Source organism: Ornithinimicrobium humiphilum, assembly GCF_006716885.1.
GTDB lineage: Bacteria > Actinomycetota > Actinomycetes > Actinomycetales > Dermatophilaceae > Ornithinicoccus > Ornithinicoccus humiphilus.
The window spans coordinates 642,364-664,277 of sequence record NZ_VFPU01000001.1 but is presented as its reverse complement, the minus strand read 5'-3'; the positions used below and the strand labels follow the sequence as shown (position 1 = coordinate 664,277).

Here is a 21,914-nt window from a genome sequence, read left to right as displayed (position 1 = left end):
GCGACGTCCATGAAGGGAACCGGATGAGCACCAGCCACCGCCGGATCAGGATCGGCATCGACACGGGCGGGACGTTCACCGACGTCGTGGCCTTCGACGAGGATGCCGGGACGGTCACGACGACCAAGACCCCGTCGACACCGAGCAACCCGGCCGACGGCTTCATCAACGGCGTCGACAAGGTCCTCGAGCTGCTCGGGGCCACCGGCGCCGACGTCACCGCGGTCTCGCACGGCACCACCGTGGCCACCAACCAGCTGCTCGAGGGCAAGCTGGACCGCATCGGCTTCATCACGACCGAGGGCTACGAGTTCGTCCTCGAGATCGCCCGCCAGGCCGTGCCCGACGGCTACGGCAACTCCTACTTCTGGGTCAAGCCCGAGCGCATCGTGCCGGCCGACCTGGTCCGCACTGTCGGCGGCCGCCTCGACTTCGAGGGCAACGAGCTGCGCCCCTTCGACGAGGAGGGCGCCCGCGCGGTGGCCCGCTGGTTCCGTGAGCAGGGCGTCGGCACCCTCGGCGTGAACTTCCTCCACGCCTACGCCAACCCGGCCCACGAGGAGCGGATGCGCGAGATCCTCGCCGAGGAGCACCCCGACGCCGTCGTCTCGATCTCCAGCGAGGTGCTGCGCGAGTACCGCGAGTACGAGCGCTCGATGACGACCCTCGTCGACGCCGCGGTCAAGCCGCGCGTGGGCGCCTACGTCACCAGCATCACCGAGCGCCTGCGCGCCTACACCGGCACCGACTCCGCCGACGGCCGCGCCGCGCTGCCGTTCTACATCATGAAGTCCAACGGCGGTGTGCTCTCCGCCGAGGAGGTCGTGCACCAGCCGATCACCACGGTGCTCTCCGGCCCGGCGGCCGGCGCCCTGGGCGCCGCGCTCATCTCCGGCACCGCCGGCTTCGACAAGGTCCTCACCTGCGACGGCGGCGGCACCTCCACCGACGTCTCCGTCGTCCTCGACGGCGAGCCCACGCTCACCACCGAGGGCTCGGTGGGCGCCTACCCCTCCAAGATCCCGATGATCGACGTCGTGACCGTCGGCGCCGGCGGGGGCTCCATCGCGTGGATCGCCGCCGACGGCTCGCTCAAGGTCGGCCCGCACTCGGCCGGCGCCGACCCGGGTCCGCTCTGCTACGGCAAGGGCGGTGCCGACGGCGCCCCCACCATCACCGACGCCCACCTGCTCCTGGGCCGCATCCCGGCCCACCTGCTCGGTGGTGAGATCCCGCTGGACACGGACGCCGCCCGCGCCGGCCTCGAGGAGATCGCCGGCAGGCTGGGGCTCGAGGTCGAGCACGCGGCCGCCGGCATCCTGGAGATCAGCGCCTGGAACCAGGCCAACGCGCTGCGCCAGATCTCGGTCAAGCGCGGTCTGGACGTCCGAGACTTCATGCTGGCCACCTTCGGCGGCTCCGGCTCGCTGCTGGCCTGCCGCCTCGTCGACATCCTCGACCTGGCCGGCGTCATCGTGCCGCTCAACCCGGGCAACGTCTCGGCCTTCGGCCTGCTCACCGTGGACGTCAAGAACGACTACGTCCAGACCATGGTGTCGCGCCACGACCAGGTCGACCTCTCCCAGCTGGGTGCCGCCTACGACGCGCTGACCGAGCGTGCCGCCACGGCCCTGGACATCGAAGGCTTCCCGCGCGAGCAGCACCAGTTCCAGCGCACCGCCGACCTGCGCTACGTCGGGCAGGCCTTCGAGGTCCGCGTGCCGGTCCCGGTGGGCGAGCTCGACCAGGCCGCCGCCGACTCGGTCGCCGAGGCCTTCCACGACGCCCACCGGGCGCTCTACGGCTACGACTTCCGCGGCGACGACCGTCAGCACGTCGAGTGGGTCAACCTGCGCGTCACCGGCGTCGGCCCGATCACCCGGCCCACGCTGCCGCGCATCGGCACCGCCGAGGACGGCTCCGACGCGACCCGCGCGCGGACCTCGGTCCGCCCGGTCTGCTTCGACCCGGCCGTCGGCTACGTCGACACCCCGGTCTACTGGCGCCCCGACCTGCGCGAGGGCGACGTCGTCACCGGGCCGGCCATCGTCGAGGAGTTCGGCTCCACCGTCCCCGTCCACCCGGGCTTCGACGTCCGTGTGGACGCCTGGGGCAACCTCGTGATCACCCGCGGCGGGTCCGCCGCCGACCAGCAGGAGCAGTCCGCATGAGCACCACCACCACGCCTGCCGTCGACCCGATCGTCGTCGAGATCGTCCAGGGCACCCTCGCCTCCGTCGAGATGGAGGTGGAGACGGCGATCGCCCGCACCTCCCGCAGCCCGATGATCCGTGACGCCCACGACTTCCGCGCGGGCATCCACGACCGTCAGCTGCGCAAGCTGACGGGTCGCTCCTACAGCGCGCTCGTGCACCCCGTCGTGCGCGACTTCCCGCTGGAGACCATGCGTGAGGGCGACGTCTTCTTCCACAACGACGTCTACGAGTCCGAGGGCGGCATCGGCCACCTCCCGGACCTGTGCGTCACCGTGCCCGTCTTCCACGAGGGCGAGGTCGTCTGCTTCGTCCAGGCCTTCGGCCACCACGACGACATCGGCGGTGCCTGCCCGGGCTCGATGCCCTCCAGCGCGACCAGCGTCTACGAGGAGGGCCTCATGGTCCCCCCGATCAAGCTGTGGGACCAGGGCGTGCCCAACCAGGCGGCGCTGCGGATCATGACCCGCAACTCCCGCATGCCGGAGTCGCTGGCCGCCGACCTCGACGCCGAGTGCTCCGCCTGCCTCATGGGGGCGGCGCGGCTGTCCGAGCTCTTCACGCGCTACGGCCGGGAGACCGTCGAGGCCGCCTTCCAGGCGATCCTCGACAAGACCACCGAGACCTACCGCCGCGAGATCCTCGCGAAGATCCCCGACGGCGAGTACGTCTGGGAGGACTACGCCGAGCACGACGGCGTCGACGACCCCAAGCTGCACACCCAGCGGATCACGCTGACCAAGACCAGCACCGGCGGTCCCGGCGACGGCCCGAAGATCGTCATCGACTTCACCGGCACCGCCCCGCAGGCCAAGGGTCCGATCAACCACTGCGGCGACTACGCCGACGGCAACTTCCTCAAGAAGTGGCTGGCCCCGATCCTCCGCAACCTCGCGGACACCCCGGAGCGGATGGCCGAGCTCGACGTCAACGAGGGCGTCGTGCCGCTCATCGAGATGAAGTTCCCGGAGAAGGGCACGCTGCTCACGCCGATCTTCCCGGCGCCGACCAACGCCCGCACGTTCGTCATCCTGCGTCTGCTCGGCGTCCTCGCCGGCGTGCTGGCCAAGGCGGTCGACGGGCGCATGCCCGCCGACCAGGAGACGATCCGCTACACCGGTGTCTACGGCAAGGACCGAGACGGCAACGACTACCTCATGCGCGAGGTGCTCGGCGGCGGCTCCGGCGGCCGCTACTACGCCGACGGCGAGGACACCATCCACGTCGTGCCGGACTCCCGCAACCTGCCGACCGAGTTCACCGAGTCGCGCTTCCCGTTCATCGTCGAGCGTCTCGGCCTGGCCGTGGACTCCGGCGGTCCCGGCCGCTACCGCGGCGGGCTGGGCTACGAGAAGCACATCCGGATGCTCAAGGACGCCAACTTCATGTCCATCGCCGACCGCTCCATCCTGTCCTGCTGGGGCGTCAAGGGTGGCCGCGCCGGGCGCCCGTTCGAGGTCTGCATCGACCCGGGCGGCCCCAACGAGCGCTTCGTCGACGCGCTGGCCGACGCCGAGCCCGTCACGGCCGGCGAGGTCATCCGCATCCGCACCACCGGTGGTGGCGGCTGGGGCGACCCGCTGGACCGTCCGCTCGACGAGGTCGAGCGCGACCTGCGCTGGGGCAAGGTGTCCTTCGAGGGTGCCCGCGCCGACTACGGCGTGGTCGCCTCCGGCACCAAGGACCAGCCGGTGATCGACGTCGAGGCCACCGAGGCGCTGCGCGAGCAGCTGCGCTCCGAGCGCGGCGAGGAGCCCTTCTTCGACCGCGGGCCGGGCTACGCCCAGCTCTCCGGCGGCGCTACCTCGGCCGACGTCGACTGGCTGTAGTGGACCTGCCCGTGGGAGCGACCGTCACGGTGCTCGGCGCGTCCGGCAAGACCGGGCGCGCCGTCGCCGCGGCGGCCCGTGCCCGCGGGCTGACCGTCCGGGGCACGACCCGCGACCCCGGCCGCCTGCTGGCGGACGGGGCGCGGGCCGTCGAGCCGGTCGCCGTCGACCTGGCCACCGGCGAGGGCCTGGTCGAGGCCTTCACCGGCGCGGACGCGGCCTACCTCGTGGTGCCCAACGTCCACCCCGACGAGGTCGGGATCGTCCGACGCGCCCTGCGCGCCGCCGACGAGGCGGGGGTCGCCCGCCTCGTCTACCACTCGGTGGCCGACCCCGACGACCGGCGGATGGCCCACCACCTGCGCAAGGGCGAGGCCGAGGAGCTGCTGCGCGCGGCCCGGCCCGGCACCGTGGTCCTGCGCCCCGCCGCCTACCAGCAGAACCTGCTTCCCGCGGTGCTCGCGGGCCGCGTCGAGGTCCCCTACCGGCTCGACGCCCCCTTCTCCCTCGTGGACCTCGGCGACGTCGCCGAGGTCGCCGCCGACGCCCTCACGGGCCGGCTGCCCGACGGAAGCACGCACGTGCTCGGCGGGCCCGAGGAGCTGACGATCCTCGAGGTGGCCGAGACCGCCTCCCGGGTGCTGGAGCGCCCGGTCGAGGCCGCCGCCACCACGGCCGAGGCCTGGCGTGCCGGCCCCGGCGCCGCCCTGCCCCCGTCGGCCCTGTCCGACCTGCTGGCGATGTTCGCCGCCTACGACGAGAGCGGGTTCACCGTCGACCCCGCTCCCCTTGCCCGGTTGCTCGGGCGCCCGCCCACCACGTGGGCGGACCTGCTGACGAAGGAGACACGATGAGGATCGTCCTGGCCCTGGGGGGCAACGCGATGACGGCACCGGACGGCCGGTCCACGCCGGACGACCAGCGCGCGGCGATCGCGGTCGCCGCCGACCACGTCGCCCGGCTCGTGGCCGCCGGCCACGAGGTCGTCCTGACGCACGGCAACGGTCCGCAGGTGGGCAACATCCTGCTCAAGAACGAGCTCTCCGCCCACATGCTCACGCCCGTGAGCCTGGACTGGTGCGGCGCCCAGACGCAGGGCACCATCGGCTTCACGCTGATCAACGCCCTCGAACGCAGCCTCGCCGCGCAGGAGGCCTCCCGTCCCGTCGCCGCCCTGATCTCCCGCACCCGCGTCGACCCCGACGACCCGGCCTTCACCCGGCCCACCAAGGCGGTGGGCCCCTACGCCACCGCGGAGCGCGCCGTCGAGATGCAGGCCCAGGGCCAGGTATGGCGCAACGAGGGCGCCAAGGGCTGGCGCCGACTGGTCGCCTCCCCCGAGCCGATCGAGATCGTCGACGCACCCGCCGTCACGGCCCTCCTCGACCAGGGCTTCCTCGTCGTCTCCTCGGGTGGCGGTGGCATCCCGGTCGCCCCCGACCCGGACGGCGGCTACCGCGGCGTCGAGGCCGTCATCGACAAGGACCTCACGGCCACCCTGCTGAGCCGTCAGGTCGGAGCCGACCTGCTGATCATCGCCACCGACGTGGAGCACGCCGTCCTCGGCTGGGGCACCCCCGAGGCCCGCCCCCTGGGCGAGGTGACCGCGGCGGAGATGCGCGGGCACATCCGTGCCGGTGAGTTCGGCGAGGGCTCGATGCTGCCCAAGGTCGAGGCCGTCACACGCTTCGTCGAGGCCGGCGGCCCTCGGGCCGTCGTCACCGACCTGGCCTCCATCACCGAGGCGGCCGACGGCCGGACGGGCACGATCGTCGTCCCCTGACGCGGCCCCCACCCACCACGAAGAGGGCGGTCGGCACCTGGTGCCGACCGCCCTCGTCGTTCGTCCTGCCGGCTAGCCGGACAGGCGGCTCTCCCGGTCGTAGTTGAGGCCCAGGAAGGCCGGCTGTCGCGCCCAGCGGAAGGCGAAGATCATCACCACGAGCGTTCCGACGTAGGGGAGCATGAGGACGAACTGGTGCGGGATGCCCACGCCCGTGACCTGCGCCTGCAGGGCGAGCACCTCCATACCCGCGAAGAACGCCGCTCCCGCGACCACCAGATGGGGGCGCCAGCCGCCCAGGAAGGCGAGCGCGATGACCAGCCAGCCACGGCCGGCGACCATGCCCTCGGTGAACGTGCCGGTGTACACCATCGGGAGGTAGGCACCCGCGACGGTCATCAGGGCGGCTCCGACCACACCGGCCCACATGCGGGTCCGGAGCACCGGGATGCCCACGCTGTCGGCCGACTTCGGGTTCTCGCCCACGGCGCGGAAGCGCATGCCCGCGCTGGTGCGGTACATGAACCACCAGATCACGAAGGACAGCAGGAAGGTGAGGTAGACGACCAGGTCGTGGCTGAAGAGCGCCCGTCCGAGCAGCGGGACGTCCGACAGCAGCGGGATGGGGTAGTCCTTCAGGGTCGGGATGAGCGGCGGCTCCAGCGTGACGCCGACCACGGCCCGGTAGAGCAGGCTCGCCAGGCCGAGGGCGGCGAAGTAGAGCGCCAGACCGATGACGAACTGGTCGAGCCGGAGCATCGTCGTCGTGTAGGCGAAGACCAGCCCGAAGAGGCCGCCGATGGCGAGGGCGGCGAGCAGGCCGACGGTGTTGCTGCCGACCTGCCAGCTGACGAGGAATCCGACGGAGGCGCCGAGGACCATGAGGCCCTCCTGCGACACGTTGAACAGGCCTGCCCGGCCGCTGAGCACCGTGCCCTGGGCGGCCAGCACGAAGGGCACCATCGCCGGGATGAGCAGGGCGAAGAAGTCGGTCACGGCATTCATGCGCTGGCACCTCGGAATCTGGCCCGGACGACGTCCGAGAGGAGGAGGAAGATCAGGATCATCGCCTCGATGATGAGGACGACCTCGACCGGCACCTGGGCCGAGCGCTGCATCGAGCTGGCGCCGACCTCGAGGACGGCGATGCCGAAGGCCACGAACGGCACGGCGACCAGGTTCCCGCGGGCCATCAGCCCGACGATGATGCCGAGGATGAGGAAGTTGGACTGCATCCCCTCGAGCATCTTGCCGTGGACGCCGGCGACCTCGATCGCGCCGGCCAGGCCGCCGAGCGCCCCGCCGATGACCAGGCCGGCACCGGCGAGCCGCGAGGTGCGCACACCGTGCACGAGCGAGGCCCTGAGGTTGGCGCCGACCGCGCGCATCTCGAAGCCGGTCGCGGTGCTGCGCATGAAGATCGCGAGCGCGACCGCGAGGAGCACGGTGAGGATCACTCCGGCGTGCAGGTTCGGCGCGTCCCCGATGCGCGGCAGGAGCGCCCCCTCGCCGACCCGGATGGTGGCGGGGTGGCCCGCACCGCGGTCGGGCCAGACGTGGGAGGCCACGTAGTCGATCGCCTGGAAGGAGACGAAGTTGAGCAGCACCGTGCTGAGGATCTCGTTGACGCCGAAACGCACGAGCAGGAAGGCGGAGACGCCCGCCCACACCGCGCCCGCGAGGATGCCGGCCACCAGCACGAGCGGCAGCAGCACGATCATCGGCAGGTCCGAGAGGAGGATCCCGACCGCGACGGCACCGGTGGCGCCCATGAGCAGCTGGCCCTCGGCACCGATGTTGAACTTGCCGGTGGCCAGCGGGATCGTGAAGGCGTAGGCGCACAGCACCACGGTGACCCACTTGTGCATCGTCTCCACGAAGCCGAACTGGGTCTTGAAGGAGGTCGTGAGCACCGACTCGAACGCCTTGACGGGGTCGTTGCCCAGCGCCAGGATGACCAGCCCGCCGACCACGAAGGCCAGCAGGACCGAGGCGACGTAGGGCAGCACGAGCCACGCCAGGTCGCGCACGGTCCTCGGGCTCCGCGGGCGGGCAGGAGGGGGCGCCGCATCCGGGACGCCTGCGACCTCGTGGTTCTGGGTAGCGGTCATGCGTTCTTCACCAGACCTGTCATGGAGCGTCCGATCTCGTAGCGGTCGGCCTCTCCGCGGGCCCATTCGCCGGTACTGCTCCCGCTGTACAGCGCGACGATGCGGTCGCTCAGGGTGATCACCTCGTCGAGGTCCTCGGAGATGAGCAGGACTGCGCACCCGGAGGCTGCCGCGGCGTGCACCTGCTCGTAGACGAACTGGGTGGACCGGATGTCCAGCCCGCGTGTGGGGTTGTGCAGCACGAGCAGGCGCGGCTTCCGGGCGAAGGCGCGAGCCAGGATGACGCGCTGGATGTTGCCGCCCGACAGGTCGCCGGCGAGGGCGTTGGGCCCGCTGGCCCGCACGCTGAACCGCTCGATGACCTCTTCGGCGTTGCGCCGGGCGCGACGCCAGTCGATCAGGCCGCGCGAGCGGACCTCGGAGCTGCGCTGGGAACCCAGCAGGAGGTTCTCGGTGATCGAGCGCGTCGGGAGTATGCCGTCACGGTGCCGGTCCTCCGGCACGTAGGAGACGCCCAGCGACAGCCAGTCGGAGGTAGGGCGCTGACGGTCGCCGCCGACCAGCTCCCACTCCCCCAACCGCACCGTGCCGGCGACCAGCGGGCGCACGCCCGAGAGGGCCTCGGCGAGCTCGACCTGGCCGTTGCCGGCAACACCTGCGATGCCGAGGATCTCGCCGGGGGCGATCTCGACGTCGAAGTCGTCGAAGATCGCCACCCCGTGGTCGTTGGCGATGCGCAGCCCGCGGGCGCTGAGGCCGCCGCCCCGCGTCTCGACCGTCCGCTCCGGCTGGTCGGCGACCTCGTCGTCGACGAGGCCGGCGGCGACGAGGACACCGGCGTCGGCGTCCTCGGTCGCGACCGCGACCTCCTCACCGACCATGGTGGCCGCGAGGTGCTCGGGGCTGGTGTCCGCGCGGTCCACGTCGAGGACGTACTGGCCGTCGCGCATGATCGTCATGCGGTCGCAGACGCCCATCGTCTCGCGGATCTTGTGGGTGATGAGGATGACGCTCATCCCCTCGTCCACCATCGTGCGGATCGAGGCGAAGAGGTCGTCCACCTCCTGGGGCGTGAGGTTCGTCGTCGGCTCGTCGAGGATGAGGATGCGCGACCCCTGGTAGAGGGCCTTGAGGATCTCCACCCGCTGCCGCACGCCGACGGGCAGCTGCTCGACGACGGCGTCCGGGTCCACCGCGAGGCCGAAGCGCTCGCTCAGCTCCACGATGCGGGCGCGCGCCTCGGAGAGGTCCATCCGGAACCGGCCGAGCCCCGAGGCGCCGAGGACGATGTTCTCTGTGACCGTGTAGGACTCGATCTGCAGGAAGGTCTGGTGCACCATCCCGATGCCCGCGGCGATCGCGTCGCGGGGCGAGGAGATGCTCACCTGGGCCCCGTCGATCTCGATCAGACCCGCATCGGCCCGGTAGAGGCCGTAGAGGATGTTCATGAGGGTCGTCTTGCCGGCGCCGTTGCCACCGAGCAGCCCGTGGACCTCGTGGGCGCCGACCTCGAGGCGCGCCGAGCGCAGCGCCCGAACCGTCCCGAACGTCTTCTCCACCCCGCTCATCCGCAGCCGGGGTGGCGCCCCCGCCGTGGTCACTCGACCTCCGACTGGTCCAGCTCGACGGTGATCGACCCGTCCGAGATGCCCTCGACGGCCGCCTCGACGGCGGCGCGCGCGGCGTCGGGCACCTTGTCGCCCAGCGCCACGCTCGCGCCGCGGCCGAACTCGATCACGTAGTGGCCCTGGGTCTCCCCGGCCTCGATGCTGTCGACGACCTCGGCCAGCGGGCCCTCGAAGTCGTACTTCACGGTGGCGGCGTAGTGGTCGGGGCCGTTCTGGGACTTGTCGGTGTACTTCACCGTGAGCCAGGTCTTGCCGACCTCCGTCTCGTTGATCGCCTGGAAGGAGCCGACGACACCGAGGTTGAGGGACGTGATGATGACGTCGTTGCCGTTGGAGAGCAGCTGGCTGGTGAGCTGCTGGGCCTTGACGGTGTCGTTGAAGTCGCCGCTCCACACCGGGTTGACCTTGACGTCCTTGCCGCTGTCGGCGATGGCCTGCTCGACGGCGTGCACCTCCGAGTAGGAGAACGGGAGCGACAGGCCGCCCAGGTAGGCGATGCTGCCCGTCTCGCTCAGCTCGGCCGCCAGAGTGCCGAGCGGGTAGAAGACCGTGTGGAAGTTGCGGTCGATGACCCAGACGTTCTCCGGCTGGCCCTCGGGCTGGCCGTCGAACTCACCGATGAAGTAGACGTCGGGGTTCTGCGCGGCGATCTTGGCCGTGGCCTCGTAGAACTGCGAGCCGTGCGTCCAGATCACGTCGTAGCCGTCGGCGACGTACTCCTGGAGCACGCGCTCGATGTCCGGCACCGGGACCGACTCGGAGTAGGACGTGTCGCCGACCTCCAGCGCCTGCAGCGCCTGGAGGCCGAGGGCGTTGTAGTCGGCATCGGTCGTCGGGCCCGAGAAGATCGCGGCGACCCGCAGCTCGCCGTCACCTCCACCGGACTCGGAGTCCGATCCGCAGGCGACGAGGGGAACGGTCACGAGGGCGATCGCGGCCACGACGGAGATTCGATTGCGCATCAGGGAGCACTTTCTGTGTGCGGGGGCCCGGGCATCCTTGCCAACGGGCCGCGTGGAGCAACGCGTGCGGGCAGCGTAGCCAGCACCGGGCGTCGTTTCGGCGGGCGAGATCTGCCAAAGAACGCACGTCGGGCGGGCAGAGATTCGACGATGACGGCCTCGCCCGGCCAGCTGTGACGCGCCCCACGTTGACGCCACGTCACATCCATCGGCTAGAGTCGCTCTCGATATGCGTTCGATGCTTCTCCTTCCGCGCCGCAGCGAGACCTCCTAGGTCCGGCCCTCGCTGCGGAGTTCTGCTGTCCACGGACCGACAGCCCCCAGCGAGAAGGAAAGATCCAGACCACCATGAGCATCGCCACCCCCGTCGCCCCCGCCGACACGCACGTCGTCCGCCGCAACCCCCAGCAGCCCAGCGGGATGCCGGTCCACCGCTACCAGCCCTTCCCCGCGATCGACCTGCCCGACCGCACCTGGCCGGGCCGCACGATCACCCAGGCACCGCGCTGGTGCGCCGTGGACCTACGTGACGGCAACCAGGCCCTGATCGACCCGATGACGCCCGACCGCAAGCGCCGCATGTTCGAGCTGCTGGTCCGGATGGGCTACAAGGAGATCGAGGTCGGCTTCCCCGCCGCCAGCCAGACCGACTTCGACTTCGTCCGGATGCTGATCGAGGAGGACCTGATCCCCGACGACGTCGTCATCCAGGTCCTGACCCAGGCCCGTGAGCACCTGATCGAGCGCACCTACGAGGCGATCGCCGGCTGCAAGCAGGCCATCGTCCACCTCTACAACTCCACCTCCACGCTGCAGCGCCGCGTGGTCTTCGGCGCCAGCGAGGACGAGGTCGTCGACATCGCCGTCCAGGGCGCCCGCATCTGCAAGAAGTACGAGGAGCAGCTGCCCCCGGGCACGGAGATCACCTACGAGTACTCCCCCGAGTCCTACACCGGCACCGAGCTGGAGTTCGCCGTCCGCATCTGCAACGCGGTGATGGAGGTCTTCGTCCCGACGCCGGAGAAGCCGGTCATCATCAACCTGCCCGCCACCGTGGAGATGGCCACCCCCAACGTCTACGCCGACTCCATCGAGTGGATGAGCCGGCACCTGAACCACCGCGAGAACGTCATCCTGTCGCTGCACCCGCACAACGACCGCGGCACCGGCGTCGCCGCCGCCGAGCTGGGCTACCTGGCCGGCGCCGACCGCATCGAGGGCTGCCTGTTCGGCAACGGCGAGCGCACCGGCAACGTCTGCCTGGTCACCCTGGGCATGAACCTGTTCAGCCAGGGCGTCGACCCGCAGATCGACTTCTCCGACATCGACGAGATCCGCCGCACGGTCGAGCACTGCAACCAGCTGCCGGTGCCCGAGCGCCACCCCTACGGCGGCGACCTGGTCTTCACCGCCTTCTCCGGCAGCCACCAGGACGCCATCAAGAAGGGCTTCGAGGCGCTGGAGCGGGAGGCCGCCGAGGCCGGTGTCTCCGTCGAGGAGCACCGTTGGGAGGTCCCCTACCTGCCCGTGGACCCCAAGGACATCGGCCGCAGCTACGAGGCCGTCATCCGCGTCAACAGCCAGTCCGGCAAGGGCGGCGTCGCCTACGTCATGAAGACCGAGCACAAGCTGGACCTGCCGCGCCGCCTGCAGATCGAGTTCAGCGGCGTCGTGCAGCGGCGCACCGACACCGAGGGCGGCGAGATGACGCCCGAGGAGATCTGGGAGTCCTTCCGCGCCGAGTACCTCCACGACGCCGGTCCGGTGGTGGGGCGCGACTACACGGTCACCCACGACGAGGAGAACGGCGACGACCGCATCGAGGCGACCCTGGACGTCGACGGCGAGCGGCGCCAGGTCGCCGGCACCGGCAACGGGCCGATCGCGGCCTTCACCGACGCGCTGGCGGGCATCGGCATCAACGTGCGGGTGCTGGACTACCACGAGCACGCGCTGAGCGCGGGGTCGGACGCGCTGGCGGCCTCCTACGTCGAGTGCGAGGTCGACGGCGAGGTGCGCTGGGGCGTGGGCATCCACCCCAGCACCGTCACCGCCTCGCTGCGCGCGGTCACCAGCGCGGTCAACCGGCCACGGCGCTGAACCCGTCGGGGGTCTCCCGCACCAGGGAGACCTCCGCAACGGTCGGCCAGCTGTTGTCCGGGTCGTCCACGGGCGAGTCCTCGTAGGGGTCGACGTCGTCGGCGTAGGCCTCCTCCAGCGGCATGAGCGCGACGTGGTCGAGCCGGCCCCGGTCGAGCTGCAGCAGGAGCTCGACCGGATGCTCCCGGATGCTCCACCGGGCGCGCACCGGCCACACCTGGGTATGCGGCACCACCCGGGGTCCGTCCTCGTCGACCGAGAGCATCACGGTGGACTCGAACTCGTCCCCCAGCGCCTTCGCGCGGGCCGTCGCGAGCTGCTGCCGCAGCGCGGTGGCGGCCGCCGGATCCCCGGCGCCGATCATCGCCCCGACCAGTGCCCGCAGGGCGGGGTCCAGCTCGCGCTCCTGGTAGAGCTCGTCGACGGGGACCCACTCCTCGTCCTCGTCGGCGGCCGGGCGGTCCGTCAGCCAGGCGAACGCGCCGAGCGCGGCGGCGGCGACCGCCATCACCGGGCGGGGGTGGCGCACGCCGGCCCGGCGCAGCCCGGTGTCGAGCCACCGGTCGGTGGCGTCCTCGACGGGCGAGAGCGCCAGGGCCGCGGCCGCCCCGGCCGCTGCGCCGAAGGCGGCCGGCGGCACGAAGGGGACGTCCGAGCTGCTGGCCGCGCGCCAGCCGGCCCAGCCCGCCACGGCGGCCGACCCGAGGCGCAGCAGGTGACGGGTCCCGGGCCGGGAGCGCTGCGGGTCGGGGAGGGTCAGGGCGGCGATCGCCACGGCCGCGAGGGCGGCGTCGCGGGCGGCGGCGGAGCGCGGTGCGGTCGTCATGGCGCCGACTCTAACGAGCGACCGGCCGAACGGCCCCGGTTGACCCTTCAACGGCATACCCGTAACCTCGGTGGTCCCCGAGGGGAGTACTTCGCCAAGTCGCGTCGGTCAGTGCGCGGGACCCGTGTCCCGCTCGGCGCGCGCCCTGGACCAGGGTGAAGGAGACCTCGATCCGTTCGGCGATCGAGAGGTCCCTTCGTTGATGACACCCGTGCCCGTGACCCCCTCCGGCCTGGCGGCCGCCGCCGAGACGTCCACCGTGAGCATCGCCGACGCCCGGTTGTGGTGGGTCACGATCGGCGCCGTCGTGGCGCTCTTCGTGCTCGACCTGCTGCTCACCCGCCGACCGCACGAGGTGACGATGCGCGAGGCGATCGGCTGGTCGGTCTTCTACCTCGCCCTGCCGCTCGCCTTCGGCGTCTGGATCTGGTCGGCCCACGGCGGGCAGACCGGCCTGGAGTACTACACCGGCTACCTCGTCGAGAAGTCGCTCTCCGTCGACAACCTCTTCGTCTTCATCCTCATCCTCGGCGCCTTCGCGGTCCCTCGCGCGCTGCAGCAGCGCGTCCTGCTCCTCGGCATCGCCGGGGCGCTGGTGCTGCGCGCGATCTTCATCGCCGTCGGCGCCGCGCTGATCTCGAGCTTCGCGATCACCTTCCTGGTCTTCGGGCTGATCCTGCTCGTCACCGCGGTCAAGGTTTTCCGCGACGCCCGGGACGGCTCGCACGGGGTCGACGTCTCGCAGCTGCCCGTCGTCCGACTGGTCCGGCGGTTCGTGCCGGTGGCGGACGACTACGAGGGCACCCGGATGACCACGTGGGAGGGCGGGAGGCGGGCACTGACCCCGCTGGCGCTGGTCGTGCTCGCGCTGCTGGGCACCGACATCGTCTTCGCCGTCGACTCCGTGCCCGCCGTCTACGGCATCACCGGCGACCCCTACCTGGTGTTCATCACGAACGCCTTCGCCCTGCTGGGCCTGCGCGCCCTCTACTTCGTCCTCGAGGGCGCCCTGAGCAAGCTGCGCCACCTCGGCTACGGCCTCTCGGTGATCCTGGCCTTCATCGGCGTCAAGCTGGCCCTGCACTGGGCCCACGGGATCTGGGAGCAGGTGCCGACGGTGCCGACGCTGGCCTCGCTGGTCGTGATCGTCGGCATCCTGGCGGTCACCGTGGCGACGAGCCTCGTCGCCGACCGGCGGGCGGGCGGCGCGGAGGGGGAACCGGCCGAGAGGACCGAGCAGGTGGAGCCCGGCGACGACGGAGAGCCCGCCGCCGAGGTCAGCCCCGACCGTCGCCCAGCAGCGTCCGACCGTCGTCCGTGACGGTCCAGTAGGGGTTGTAGGCGATCTCCCACACGTGGCCGTCCGGGTCCTCGAAGACCGCGGAGTAGCCGCCCCAGTAGCGGGTCGCCGGCCTGCGCAGCACCCGCGCGCCCGCGTCGACCGCGGTGGCGAACTGCTCGTCGACGTCGGCCGAGCTCGACACGTTGAGACCGAGGACCTTGCCGCCCCAGCCGTCACCGCTGCCGGGGGTGTCCTCGGTCTCGTCGTCGATGTCGATGCCGGAGTCGACGGCGAGCGCCATCCGGTCCCAGAGCGCGAGGACCATGCCCCCGACCTGGAAGAACTCGATGTGCTCCGGCGACGGGCCGGGCTCCCAGCCGAGGGCCGTGTAGAAGGACTTGGCACGGTCCATGTCGGACACACCGAGGGTCACCAGGGAGAGGCGCTGATCCATGGCGTCAACCTAGCAAGGTCACCGGCGCAGCAGGTGGGCCACCACTCCGGGGACGGCTGCGGCGACCGCCAGGGCCCGGACAGGGCCGCCCGGGTTGGCCCTGTCGGCGGCCAGCCCGTGGACCAGCGCGGCGAGCGAGCCGGCGTCGCGGGGCGCCAGCCCGGCGGCCAGGAGGGTGCCGGCGATCCCGGCCAGCACGTCGCCCGCGCCGGCCGTGGCGAGCCAGGGCGGGGCGTCGGCCTGCGAACGGGCCGGCACGCCCGGGTCGGGGTCGACGACGAGCGTGGTCGAGCCCTTGAGCAGCACGGTGCAGCCGGTGAGCTCGGCGACCCGGCGGGCGCTGCGCAGCGGGGCGGCCTCGACCACCTCGCGGCTCGTGCCGCGGTCGAGGAAGGTCAGCAGCCGCGCCAGCTCCCCCGCGTGCGGGGTGAGCAGGGTCGGGGCCGATCGGCGTGCCCCGGCCTTCACCCGGCCGGCCAGGATCTCCAGCGCCCCCGCGTCGACGACGAGGGGCAGGTCGGAGTCCAGCAGCTCGCGCACGACGTCGGCCTGGTGGTCGGCGCAGTCCGGGTGCGGGCAGGCCACGGGCTCGACGCCGGGGCCGACCACGGCGGCCTGCATCCGTCCGGGCCCTGGCACCACCTCGGGGCAGGACCGCAGCACCAGGTCGGTGGGGCGCTGCGGTCCGACGTAGCGCACCATGCCGGCGCCGGCGCACACGGCGGCCGTCGTGGCCAGGACCGCGGCCCCGGGGTAGTCGTCGCTGCCGGCGACCACGCCGAGGACGCCGCGGGTGTACTTGTGGTCGCGCGGTCCGGGCACCGGCCACAGCCCGGCGACGTCGGCGTGGTCGAGCCGCTCGACGGCCGGCGGCACGTCCATCTCCACACCGATGTCGACGACCGTGAGCCGCCCGACGGCCGCCTCGGTGGCCGGCAGCAGGTGGACCGGCTTGGCCGGGCCGAAGGTCACGGTCTCGTCGGCGAAGACGGCCGTCCCGACCGGCTCCTGCCCCGCGGGGTCGGCGCCGCTGGGCAGGTCCACCGCCACGAGGTATGCCGCGTCCGGCACCGCGTCGACGGCGACGGCCATGGCGCCCCGCAGGCCCGGCCGCCCGCCGATGCCGAGCAGCCCGTCGACGACGACCTCGGCCCCAGCGAGGGCGTCGATCACCGCTGGCGGGAGGGAGTCGGCGGCGGGGTCGACCTCGAGCACGGTGCAGCCGGCCGCACGGGCGGCCGCCAGGCCGGCCTCGTGCAGCCGGGCGGCGATCCCGACGACGACGACCTCGACCCCCTCGAGGAAGGACGCGGCCCACAGGGCGTCGCCGCCGTTGTCACCGGGACCGGCGAGCACGACGACGCGTCGGGCGTCCTCCTGCTCGGCCCGGACGGCCACGACCTCGGCCAGGCCGCGGGCGGCGCGCTGCATGAGCTCGCCGTCGGGCAGGCCCGCGCGCACCCGGTCCTCGGCGGCGCGGACGTCGGGAACGGCATACCCCTGGAGCATGTGTCAGCCCTCCGCGACGACGACGGCCGAGGCGACCCCGGCGTCGTGGGACAGCGAGACGTGCAGGGAGGTGACGCCGAGCTCGTCGGCGCGGGCGCGGACCGTGCCCTGCGTGCGCAGGTGCGGGCGGCCGGTGGTGTCTCGCTCCACCCACGCGTCGGTCCAGCGCAGGCCGACAGGAGCACCCAGCGCCTTGGCGAGGGCCTCCTTGGCCGCGAAGCGCGCCGCCATCGACTCCGGGCGCAGACCGAGCTCCTCGCTGGTGAAGAGGCGCTCGCCCAGGCGCGTGTTGGCCTCCATGCGGGCGGTGAAGCGCGCGATGTCGACCACGTCGATCCCGACGCCGATGATCATCGCCGGCCGGCTACTCGACCGTGACCGACTTGGCCAGGTTGCGGGGCTGGTCGACGTCGAGGCCCTTGGCGGTCGACAGGTGCAGCGCGAAGACCTGCAGCGGCACGACCGTCAGGAGGGGCGCGAGCAGCGGGGAGGTGTGCGGCACGCGGATGACCTCGTCGGCGAACGGGACGACGTCCTCGTCCCCCTCCTCGGCGATGACCAGCGTGCGGGCACCACGGGCGCGGATCTCCTGGATGTTGGAGACCACCTTGTCGTGCAGGCCGTGCTCCACGCCCGGCGAGGGGACGATGACGAAGACCGGCTGCCCGGGCTCGATGAGCGCGATCGGGCCGTGCTTGAGCTCGCCCGCGGCGAAGCCCTCGGCGTGGATGTAGGCGAGCTCCTTGAGCTTGAGCGCACCCTCCATGGCGACGGGATAGCCGACGTGGCGGCCGAGGAAGAGCACGGAGCGGGAGTCGGCCATGTAGTAGGCGATCTCCTTGACCCGGTCCATGCGGGTCAGCAGCTCCTCGATCTTGCCCGGGACGGTCGCGAGCTCGGCCATGACCTGCGCCGCGTCCTCGCCGTAGGCGGTGCCGCGCAGCGAGGCCAGGTAGAGGCCCAGGATGTAGCTGGCGGTGATCTGCGCGAGGAAGGCCTTGGTGGAGGCGACGGCGATCTCGGGGCCGGCGTGGGTGTAGAGCACCGCGTCGGACTCGCGCGGGATCGTCGAGCCGTGGGTGTTGCAGATGGAGACGGTGCGGGCGCCGAGCTCCTTGGCGTGGCGCACGGCCATCAGGGTGTCCATCGTCTCGCCGGACTGCGAGATCGAGACCACGAGCGTGTGCTCGTCGATCACCGGGTCGCGGTAGCGGAACTCGTGGGCGAGCTCGACCTCGACGGGGATGCGGGTCCAGTGCTCGATGGCGTACTTGGCGACCATCCCGGCGTAGGCGGCGGTGCCGCAGGCGACGATGACGATCTTGGTGACGGCGCGCAGCTCGTCCTCGGAGATGTGCAGCTCGTCCAGGGCCAGCCGGCCCTCGGAGTCGGTGCGGCCCAGCAGGGTGTCGGCGACCGCGTGGGGCTGGTCGTTGATCTCCTTCTCCATGAAGGTGGCGTAGCCGCCCTTCTCGGCCTCGGCGGCGTCCCAGGTGACCTCGTAGGCCTTGCCGTCGGAGGGGGTGCCGTCGAAGTTGACGACGGTGTAGGAGTCGGGGGTGATCGTGACGATCTGGTCCTGACCCAGTTCGAGGGCGTGGCGGGTGTGGCCGATGAAGGCGGCGACGTCGGAGCCGAGGAAGTTCTCGCCCTCGCCCAGGCCGACCACGAGCGGGGAGTTGCGGCGGGCACCGACGACGGTGTCCGGCTGGTCGGCGTGCACGGCGAGCAGCGTGAAGGCGCCGTGCAACTCGGCGACGGTCTCGCGCATCGCGGTGGTCAGGTCGCCGGTGCGGTCGAAGGCGGCGCTCAGCAGGTGCGCGACGACCTCGGTGTCGGTCTCGGAGGTGAACTCCACACCCTCGGCCGCGAGGCGCGACCGCAGCGAGTGGAAGTTCTCGATGATGCCGTTGTGGACCAGGGCGAGCTTGCCGTCACGGCCGCCCCGGTGCGGGTGGGCGTTCTCGTCCGTCGGACCGCCGTGCGTGGCCCACCGGGTGTGCCCGATGGCGGTCGCGGTCTCGGGCAGCGGCGCGTCGGTGATGGCCGAGCGCAGGTTGCCCAGCTTGCCCGCGCGCTTGCGGGTGTCCACCCGGTCCCCTGCCACGACTGCCACCCCGGCGGAGTCGTAGCCGCGGTACTCGAGGCGGCCGAGCCCCTCCATGACGACGTCCAGGGCCTTCTCGCTGGCCCGGGGGCCGACATATCCGACGATTCCACACATGGGACACAGGGTACGTCCTAGGGCGGGCCGGACCCGTCCCCGCCGTCAGAGACGGCGCAGCCGGACCCGATCGACGCTGTGGTCGGCCCCCTTGAGGAGCACCAGCGTGGCGCGGCTGCGGGTCGGCAGGATGTTGTTGATCAGGTTGGGCTCGTTGATCGAGTCCCAGATGTCCGAGGCGGTCAGGACCGCCTCGTCGTCGCTGAGGGAGGCGTAGCGGTGGAAGTGGGAGTGGGGGTCGGCGAAGGCCGTCTCCCGCAGCCGGAGGAAGCGCTCGATGTACCACTTCTTGATGTTGCAGACGTGCGCGTCGACGTAGACCGAGAAGTCGAAGAAGTCGCTCACCGCCAGGCCCGGGCCGCGGCCGTTGGGGTGGGGCCGCGGCGGCTGGAGGACGTTGAGCCCCTCGACGATGAGCACGTCGGGCTGGCGCACCACGATCTCCTCGTCGGGGACGATGTCGTAGACGAGGTGGCTGTAGACGGGAGCCCGGACCTCGGCACGGCCGGCCTTCACCTCGGAGACGAAGCGCAGCAGCGCCCGCCGGTCGTAGGACTCCGGGAAGCCCTTGCGCTCCATGAGCCCGCGCTCGCGCAGCACCACGTTGGGGTGCAGGAAGCCGTCGGTGGTGACGAGGGAGACCTCGGGGCTGCTGGGCCAGCGCCGGATGAGCTCGGCGAGGATGCGGGCGGTCGTGGACTTGCCCACGGCGACCGAGCCGGCCACCCCGATGACGAAGGGGGTCCGCTCGGGCTGCCGCTCGAGCAGGAAGTCGCTGGTCACCTGGTGCAGGGCGCCGGTGGCCTCCTCGTAGAAGGAGAGCAGTCGGCTGATCGGGAGGTAGACCTGCTCGACCTCGGCCATGTCCAGGGGTTCACCGAGACCCCGGAGCCGCTCGACGTCCGCGGCGTCGAGGTGCATCGGGTGCTCCTCCCGCAACCGCGCCCAGTCCGCGCGGTCGAGCTCGACGTACGGGGAGGGGATGACGGCACCATTGGCCTGCGAACCCATGGGCTGCATTGTGACAGGGACACCCGCGCTTCCCGACGGCCGGTGCCCCCAGGTCACAGCTTCCCGTAGCGGGCGCGGCCGAAGGAGTAGACGCCGTAGAGCACCAGGCCGACCGCGATGACGCCCAGCAGGACGGGACCGAAGGGCTGGTCGACGAGGGTCTTGAGCGCGCTGTCGAGGCCGCCGGCCTTGTCGGGGTCGGCCGTCGCCCCGGCGTAGGCGAAGAGCAGGCCGACGATGACCAGGGCGATCCCCTTGGCGGGATAGCCGAGACGCCCGGCCCACCGCACGACCTGGCCGGTCCGGCCGCCCGGCAGCTGCAGGTCCTCGAGGAACTTCTCGGACAGTCCCTTGTAGACGTGGTAGCCGCCCACGACGACGACGGTGGCACCGACCAGCAGCACGAGCATCCGACCGAAGGGTGCGCCCAGCAGGGTGGCCGTGAGGTCCTGGGTGCTCTCCTCGCCGTCCGAGCCGCCGCCGCGCGCGAACGAGAGCGCGGTGACGCCCAGCACGGCGTAGACGACCGCCTGGGTGCCCTCGGTCGCCCGGTCCTTGAGCTCCTCCACGCCCACGATGGCGTTGAGGAGCCGCCAGAGCGCCAGGCCGGCGAAGCCCGCGACGCACAGCCAGAGCAGCAGCGGGCCGGCCGGGGCGGAGCGCAGCGACTCCAGCGCGCCGCTCTGGTCGGCGCTGTCGCCCCCCGAGCCCCCCAGGGCAACCCGCGCCGCGATCACGCCGATGACGACGTGGATCAGGCCGCTGGCGGCATAGCCCGCCCGGGCGAGACGCTCCACCCACGGGTTGCGGCTGATCTTCCGGGCGGTCTGGGCGCCCTCACGGGCCACGTTGCCTGCACTCACGGCCACACCCTAGGGCCGATCCGGCCCCGGGGCGCCCCGAAGCCGACGGCCGGGGAGCGCAGGAACGCCGCGAGCGCGGCCCGTCCAGCAGGGACGGACCGCGCTCGCGGTGCAGGGGTATGCGGTGGGCTCAGTACCAGCCGACGGACTGGGAGTGCGCCCAGGCGTTGCAGGGGCTGCCGTAGCGACCGGAGATGTAGCCCAGGCCCCAACGGATCTGGGTGGCCGGGTTGGTCTGCCAGTCGGCGCCCGCGCTGGCCATCTTGCTGGCCGGCAGGGACTGCGGGATGCCGTAGGCGCCCGACGACGGGTTCGTCGCGGTGTGGCTCCAGCCGGACTCGCGCTGCCAGAGGGCGTCGAGGCAGCCGAACTGGTCGTCGCCCCAGCCGTAGCTGGCAAGCATCGACCGGGCGATGGAACGGGAGTCACCGGAGGCGACGGGGGCCGGCGCCGGGGCGGGCGCCGGTGCCGGCTGCTGGGCCGGCGCGGACTGCTGCGCGGGAGCGGCCTGGCGGGCCGCGCTGCGGGAGGCGGCCTCCTCGGCGGCGGCCCGCTCGGCGGCCTCACGCTCGGCCTGCTCGGCGGCGGCCTTCTCGGCGGCGGCCTGCTCGGCGGCGGCCTTCTCCGCTGCGGCCTTCTCGGCGGCGGCCCGGCGCTCGGCGGCCTTCTCCGCGCTGATCGCGTCGGCGGCCTCGCGGACGGCGTCGACACCGGTCGAGGTCAGGCTGGTGCTCAGGCCGAGCGCCGCGGCGCCCTGCTCGGCACGCAGGGCCTTCGCCTCGGCGAAGGCGGAGGCGGCGGTGGCGCCGGTCTCGGGGTTGACGGGGGCGACGGCGTCGGCGGCCAGCTGCGGGTCGGTCTGGCCGACGGAGGCGCTGGCCTCGGACGGGGCACCGGTGCCGCCGGTGGAGGCGTAGGCGGCCAGGGCCACCGATCCCGCGGCGATCGTCGCGGTCACGACGCCGGCGGGACCGCCGAGGCGACGGAGGCGGTGGCGCCCGGAGGCGCGCTGCTGCTCAGGGGCAAGGGACATGGGGGGACTACCTATCGGTCGAAGAGGGTCCCACCGCCTCCGGGTTGGGAGAGGTGCGAGAGCACCTCGACACGGGATCCCGGCGG

At 72.2% G+C, this 21,914-nt stretch carries 18 protein-coding genes; 6 read left to right on the top strand and 12 right to left on the bottom strand.

What is annotated here, in order from left to right:
- Positions 1 to 23: 23 nt before the first annotated feature.
- The 4 genes from FB476_RS03020 to FB476_RS03005 are packed head-to-tail and all read left to right on the top strand — an operon-like array spanning position 24 to position 5,825.
- Positions 24 to 2,171, top strand: coding sequence for a hydantoinase/oxoprolinase family protein (locus tag FB476_RS03020; protein ID WP_141817466.1), 2,148 nt, complete (start codon positions 24 to 26; stop codon positions 2,169 to 2,171).
- Positions 2,168 to 4,042, top strand: a complete 1,875-nt coding sequence (locus FB476_RS03015) for a hydantoinase B/oxoprolinase family protein (RefSeq protein ID WP_141817465.1) — start codon at positions 2,168 to 2,170, stop codon at positions 4,040 to 4,042. Before FB476_RS03020 ends, FB476_RS03015 begins: the two co-directional genes overlap by 4 nt.
- Positions 4,042 to 4,896, top strand: coding sequence for an SDR family oxidoreductase (locus FB476_RS03010; protein WP_238329525.1), 855 nt, complete (start codon positions 4,042 to 4,044; stop codon positions 4,894 to 4,896). Before FB476_RS03015 ends, FB476_RS03010 begins: the two co-directional genes overlap by 1 nt.
- Complete coding sequence (locus FB476_RS03005) at positions 4,893 to 5,825, top strand: carbamate kinase (RefSeq protein ID WP_141817464.1); 933 nt, start codon at positions 4,893 to 4,895, stop codon at positions 5,823 to 5,825. The genes FB476_RS03010 and FB476_RS03005 overlap by 4 nt, the downstream gene beginning before the upstream one ends.
- Before the next feature lie 72 nt (positions 5,826 to 5,897).
- Here FB476_RS03005 and FB476_RS03000 read toward each other — a convergent pair whose 3' ends face one another.
- The 4 genes from FB476_RS03000 to FB476_RS02985 are packed head-to-tail and all read right to left on the bottom strand — an operon-like array spanning position 5,898 to position 10,526.
- Complete coding sequence (locus tag FB476_RS03000) at positions 5,898 to 6,830, bottom strand: ABC transporter permease (RefSeq protein ID WP_238329524.1); 933 nt, start codon at positions 6,828 to 6,830, stop codon at positions 5,898 to 5,900.
- Complete coding sequence (locus tag FB476_RS02995; protein ID WP_141817463.1) at positions 6,827 to 7,936, bottom strand: ABC transporter permease; 1,110 nt, start codon at positions 7,934 to 7,936, stop codon at positions 6,827 to 6,829. The genes FB476_RS03000 and FB476_RS02995 overlap by 4 nt, the downstream gene beginning before the upstream one ends.
- Positions 7,933 to 9,495: an ABC transporter ATP-binding protein gene (locus tag FB476_RS02990; RefSeq protein WP_170233505.1), complete on the bottom strand. Its 1,563-nt coding sequence runs from the start codon at positions 9,493 to 9,495 to the stop codon at positions 7,933 to 7,935. Before FB476_RS02990 ends, FB476_RS02995 begins: the two co-directional genes overlap by 4 nt.
- A gap of 38 nt (positions 9,496 to 9,533) precedes the next feature.
- On the bottom strand, positions 9,534 to 10,526 hold the full coding sequence (locus FB476_RS02985) for a BMP family protein (protein ID WP_141817461.1): 993 nt from the start codon (positions 10,524 to 10,526) through the stop codon (positions 9,534 to 9,536).
- A gap of 348 nt (positions 10,527 to 10,874) precedes the next feature.
- Between FB476_RS02985 and leuA the strand changes: the two genes are divergently transcribed.
- Positions 10,875 to 12,626 carry a 2-isopropylmalate synthase gene (gene leuA / locus FB476_RS02980; RefSeq protein ID WP_141817460.1) on the top strand — a complete coding sequence of 584 codons (1,752 nt, stop codon included), beginning with the start codon at positions 10,875 to 10,877 and terminating at the stop codon, positions 12,624 to 12,626.
- On the opposite strand, the gene FB476_RS02975 is transcribed toward leuA, so the two are convergent.
- A complete protein-coding gene (locus FB476_RS02975) occupies positions 12,607 to 13,452 on the bottom strand; it encodes a hypothetical protein (RefSeq protein ID WP_141817459.1) in 846 nt (281 codons plus the stop codon). The two genes, leuA and FB476_RS02975, sit on opposite strands and share 20 nt — an antisense overlap.
- 202 nt (positions 13,453 to 13,654) lie before the next feature.
- Here FB476_RS02975 and FB476_RS02970 point away from each other — a divergent pair, with 202 nt between their 5' ends.
- Complete coding sequence (locus FB476_RS02970) at positions 13,655 to 14,773, top strand: TerC family protein (protein ID WP_141817458.1); 1,119 nt, start codon at positions 13,655 to 13,657, stop codon at positions 14,771 to 14,773.
- Here the strand turns inward: FB476_RS02970 and FB476_RS02965 are convergent.
- From FB476_RS02965 to FB476_RS02935, 7 genes are all read right to left on the bottom strand, one after another.
- A complete protein-coding gene (locus tag FB476_RS02965) occupies positions 14,730 to 15,188 on the bottom strand; it encodes a VOC family protein (RefSeq protein ID WP_141817457.1) in 459 nt (152 codons plus the stop codon). The two genes, FB476_RS02970 and FB476_RS02965, sit on opposite strands and share 44 nt — an antisense overlap.
- 18 nt (positions 15,189 to 15,206) lie before the next feature.
- A complete protein-coding gene (locus FB476_RS02960; RefSeq protein WP_141817456.1) occupies positions 15,207 to 16,697 on the bottom strand; it encodes an NAD(P)H-hydrate epimerase in 1,491 nt (496 codons plus the stop codon).
- 3 nt (positions 16,698 to 16,700) lie between these two features.
- On the bottom strand, positions 16,701 to 17,051 hold the full coding sequence (locus FB476_RS02955) for a holo-ACP synthase (RefSeq protein WP_141817455.1): 351 nt from the start codon (positions 17,049 to 17,051) through the stop codon (positions 16,701 to 16,703).
- Between the two features lie 10 nt (positions 17,052 to 17,061).
- Complete coding sequence (gene glmS, locus FB476_RS02950) at positions 17,062 to 18,921, bottom strand: glutamine--fructose-6-phosphate transaminase (isomerizing) (protein WP_141817454.1); 1,860 nt, start codon at positions 18,919 to 18,921, stop codon at positions 17,062 to 17,064.
- A 45-nt stretch (positions 18,922 to 18,966) separates the two neighbouring features.
- Positions 18,967 to 19,932: a type I pantothenate kinase gene (gene coaA, locus FB476_RS02945; RefSeq protein WP_141817453.1), complete on the bottom strand. Its 966-nt coding sequence runs from the start codon at positions 19,930 to 19,932 to the stop codon at positions 18,967 to 18,969.
- A gap of 53 nt (positions 19,933 to 19,985) precedes the next feature.
- The gene (locus FB476_RS02940) at positions 19,986 to 20,795 is read right to left on the bottom strand and encodes a DUF1206 domain-containing protein (RefSeq protein WP_141817452.1); all 810 of its coding nucleotides are present in this window, start codon (positions 20,793 to 20,795) and stop codon (positions 19,986 to 19,988) included.
- A gap of 130 nt (positions 20,796 to 20,925) precedes the next feature.
- Positions 20,926 to 21,828: an aggregation-promoting factor C-terminal-like domain-containing protein gene (locus FB476_RS02935; RefSeq protein ID WP_141817451.1), complete on the bottom strand. Its 903-nt coding sequence runs from the start codon at positions 21,826 to 21,828 to the stop codon at positions 20,926 to 20,928.
- Positions 21,829 to 21,914 lie beyond the last annotated feature (86 nt).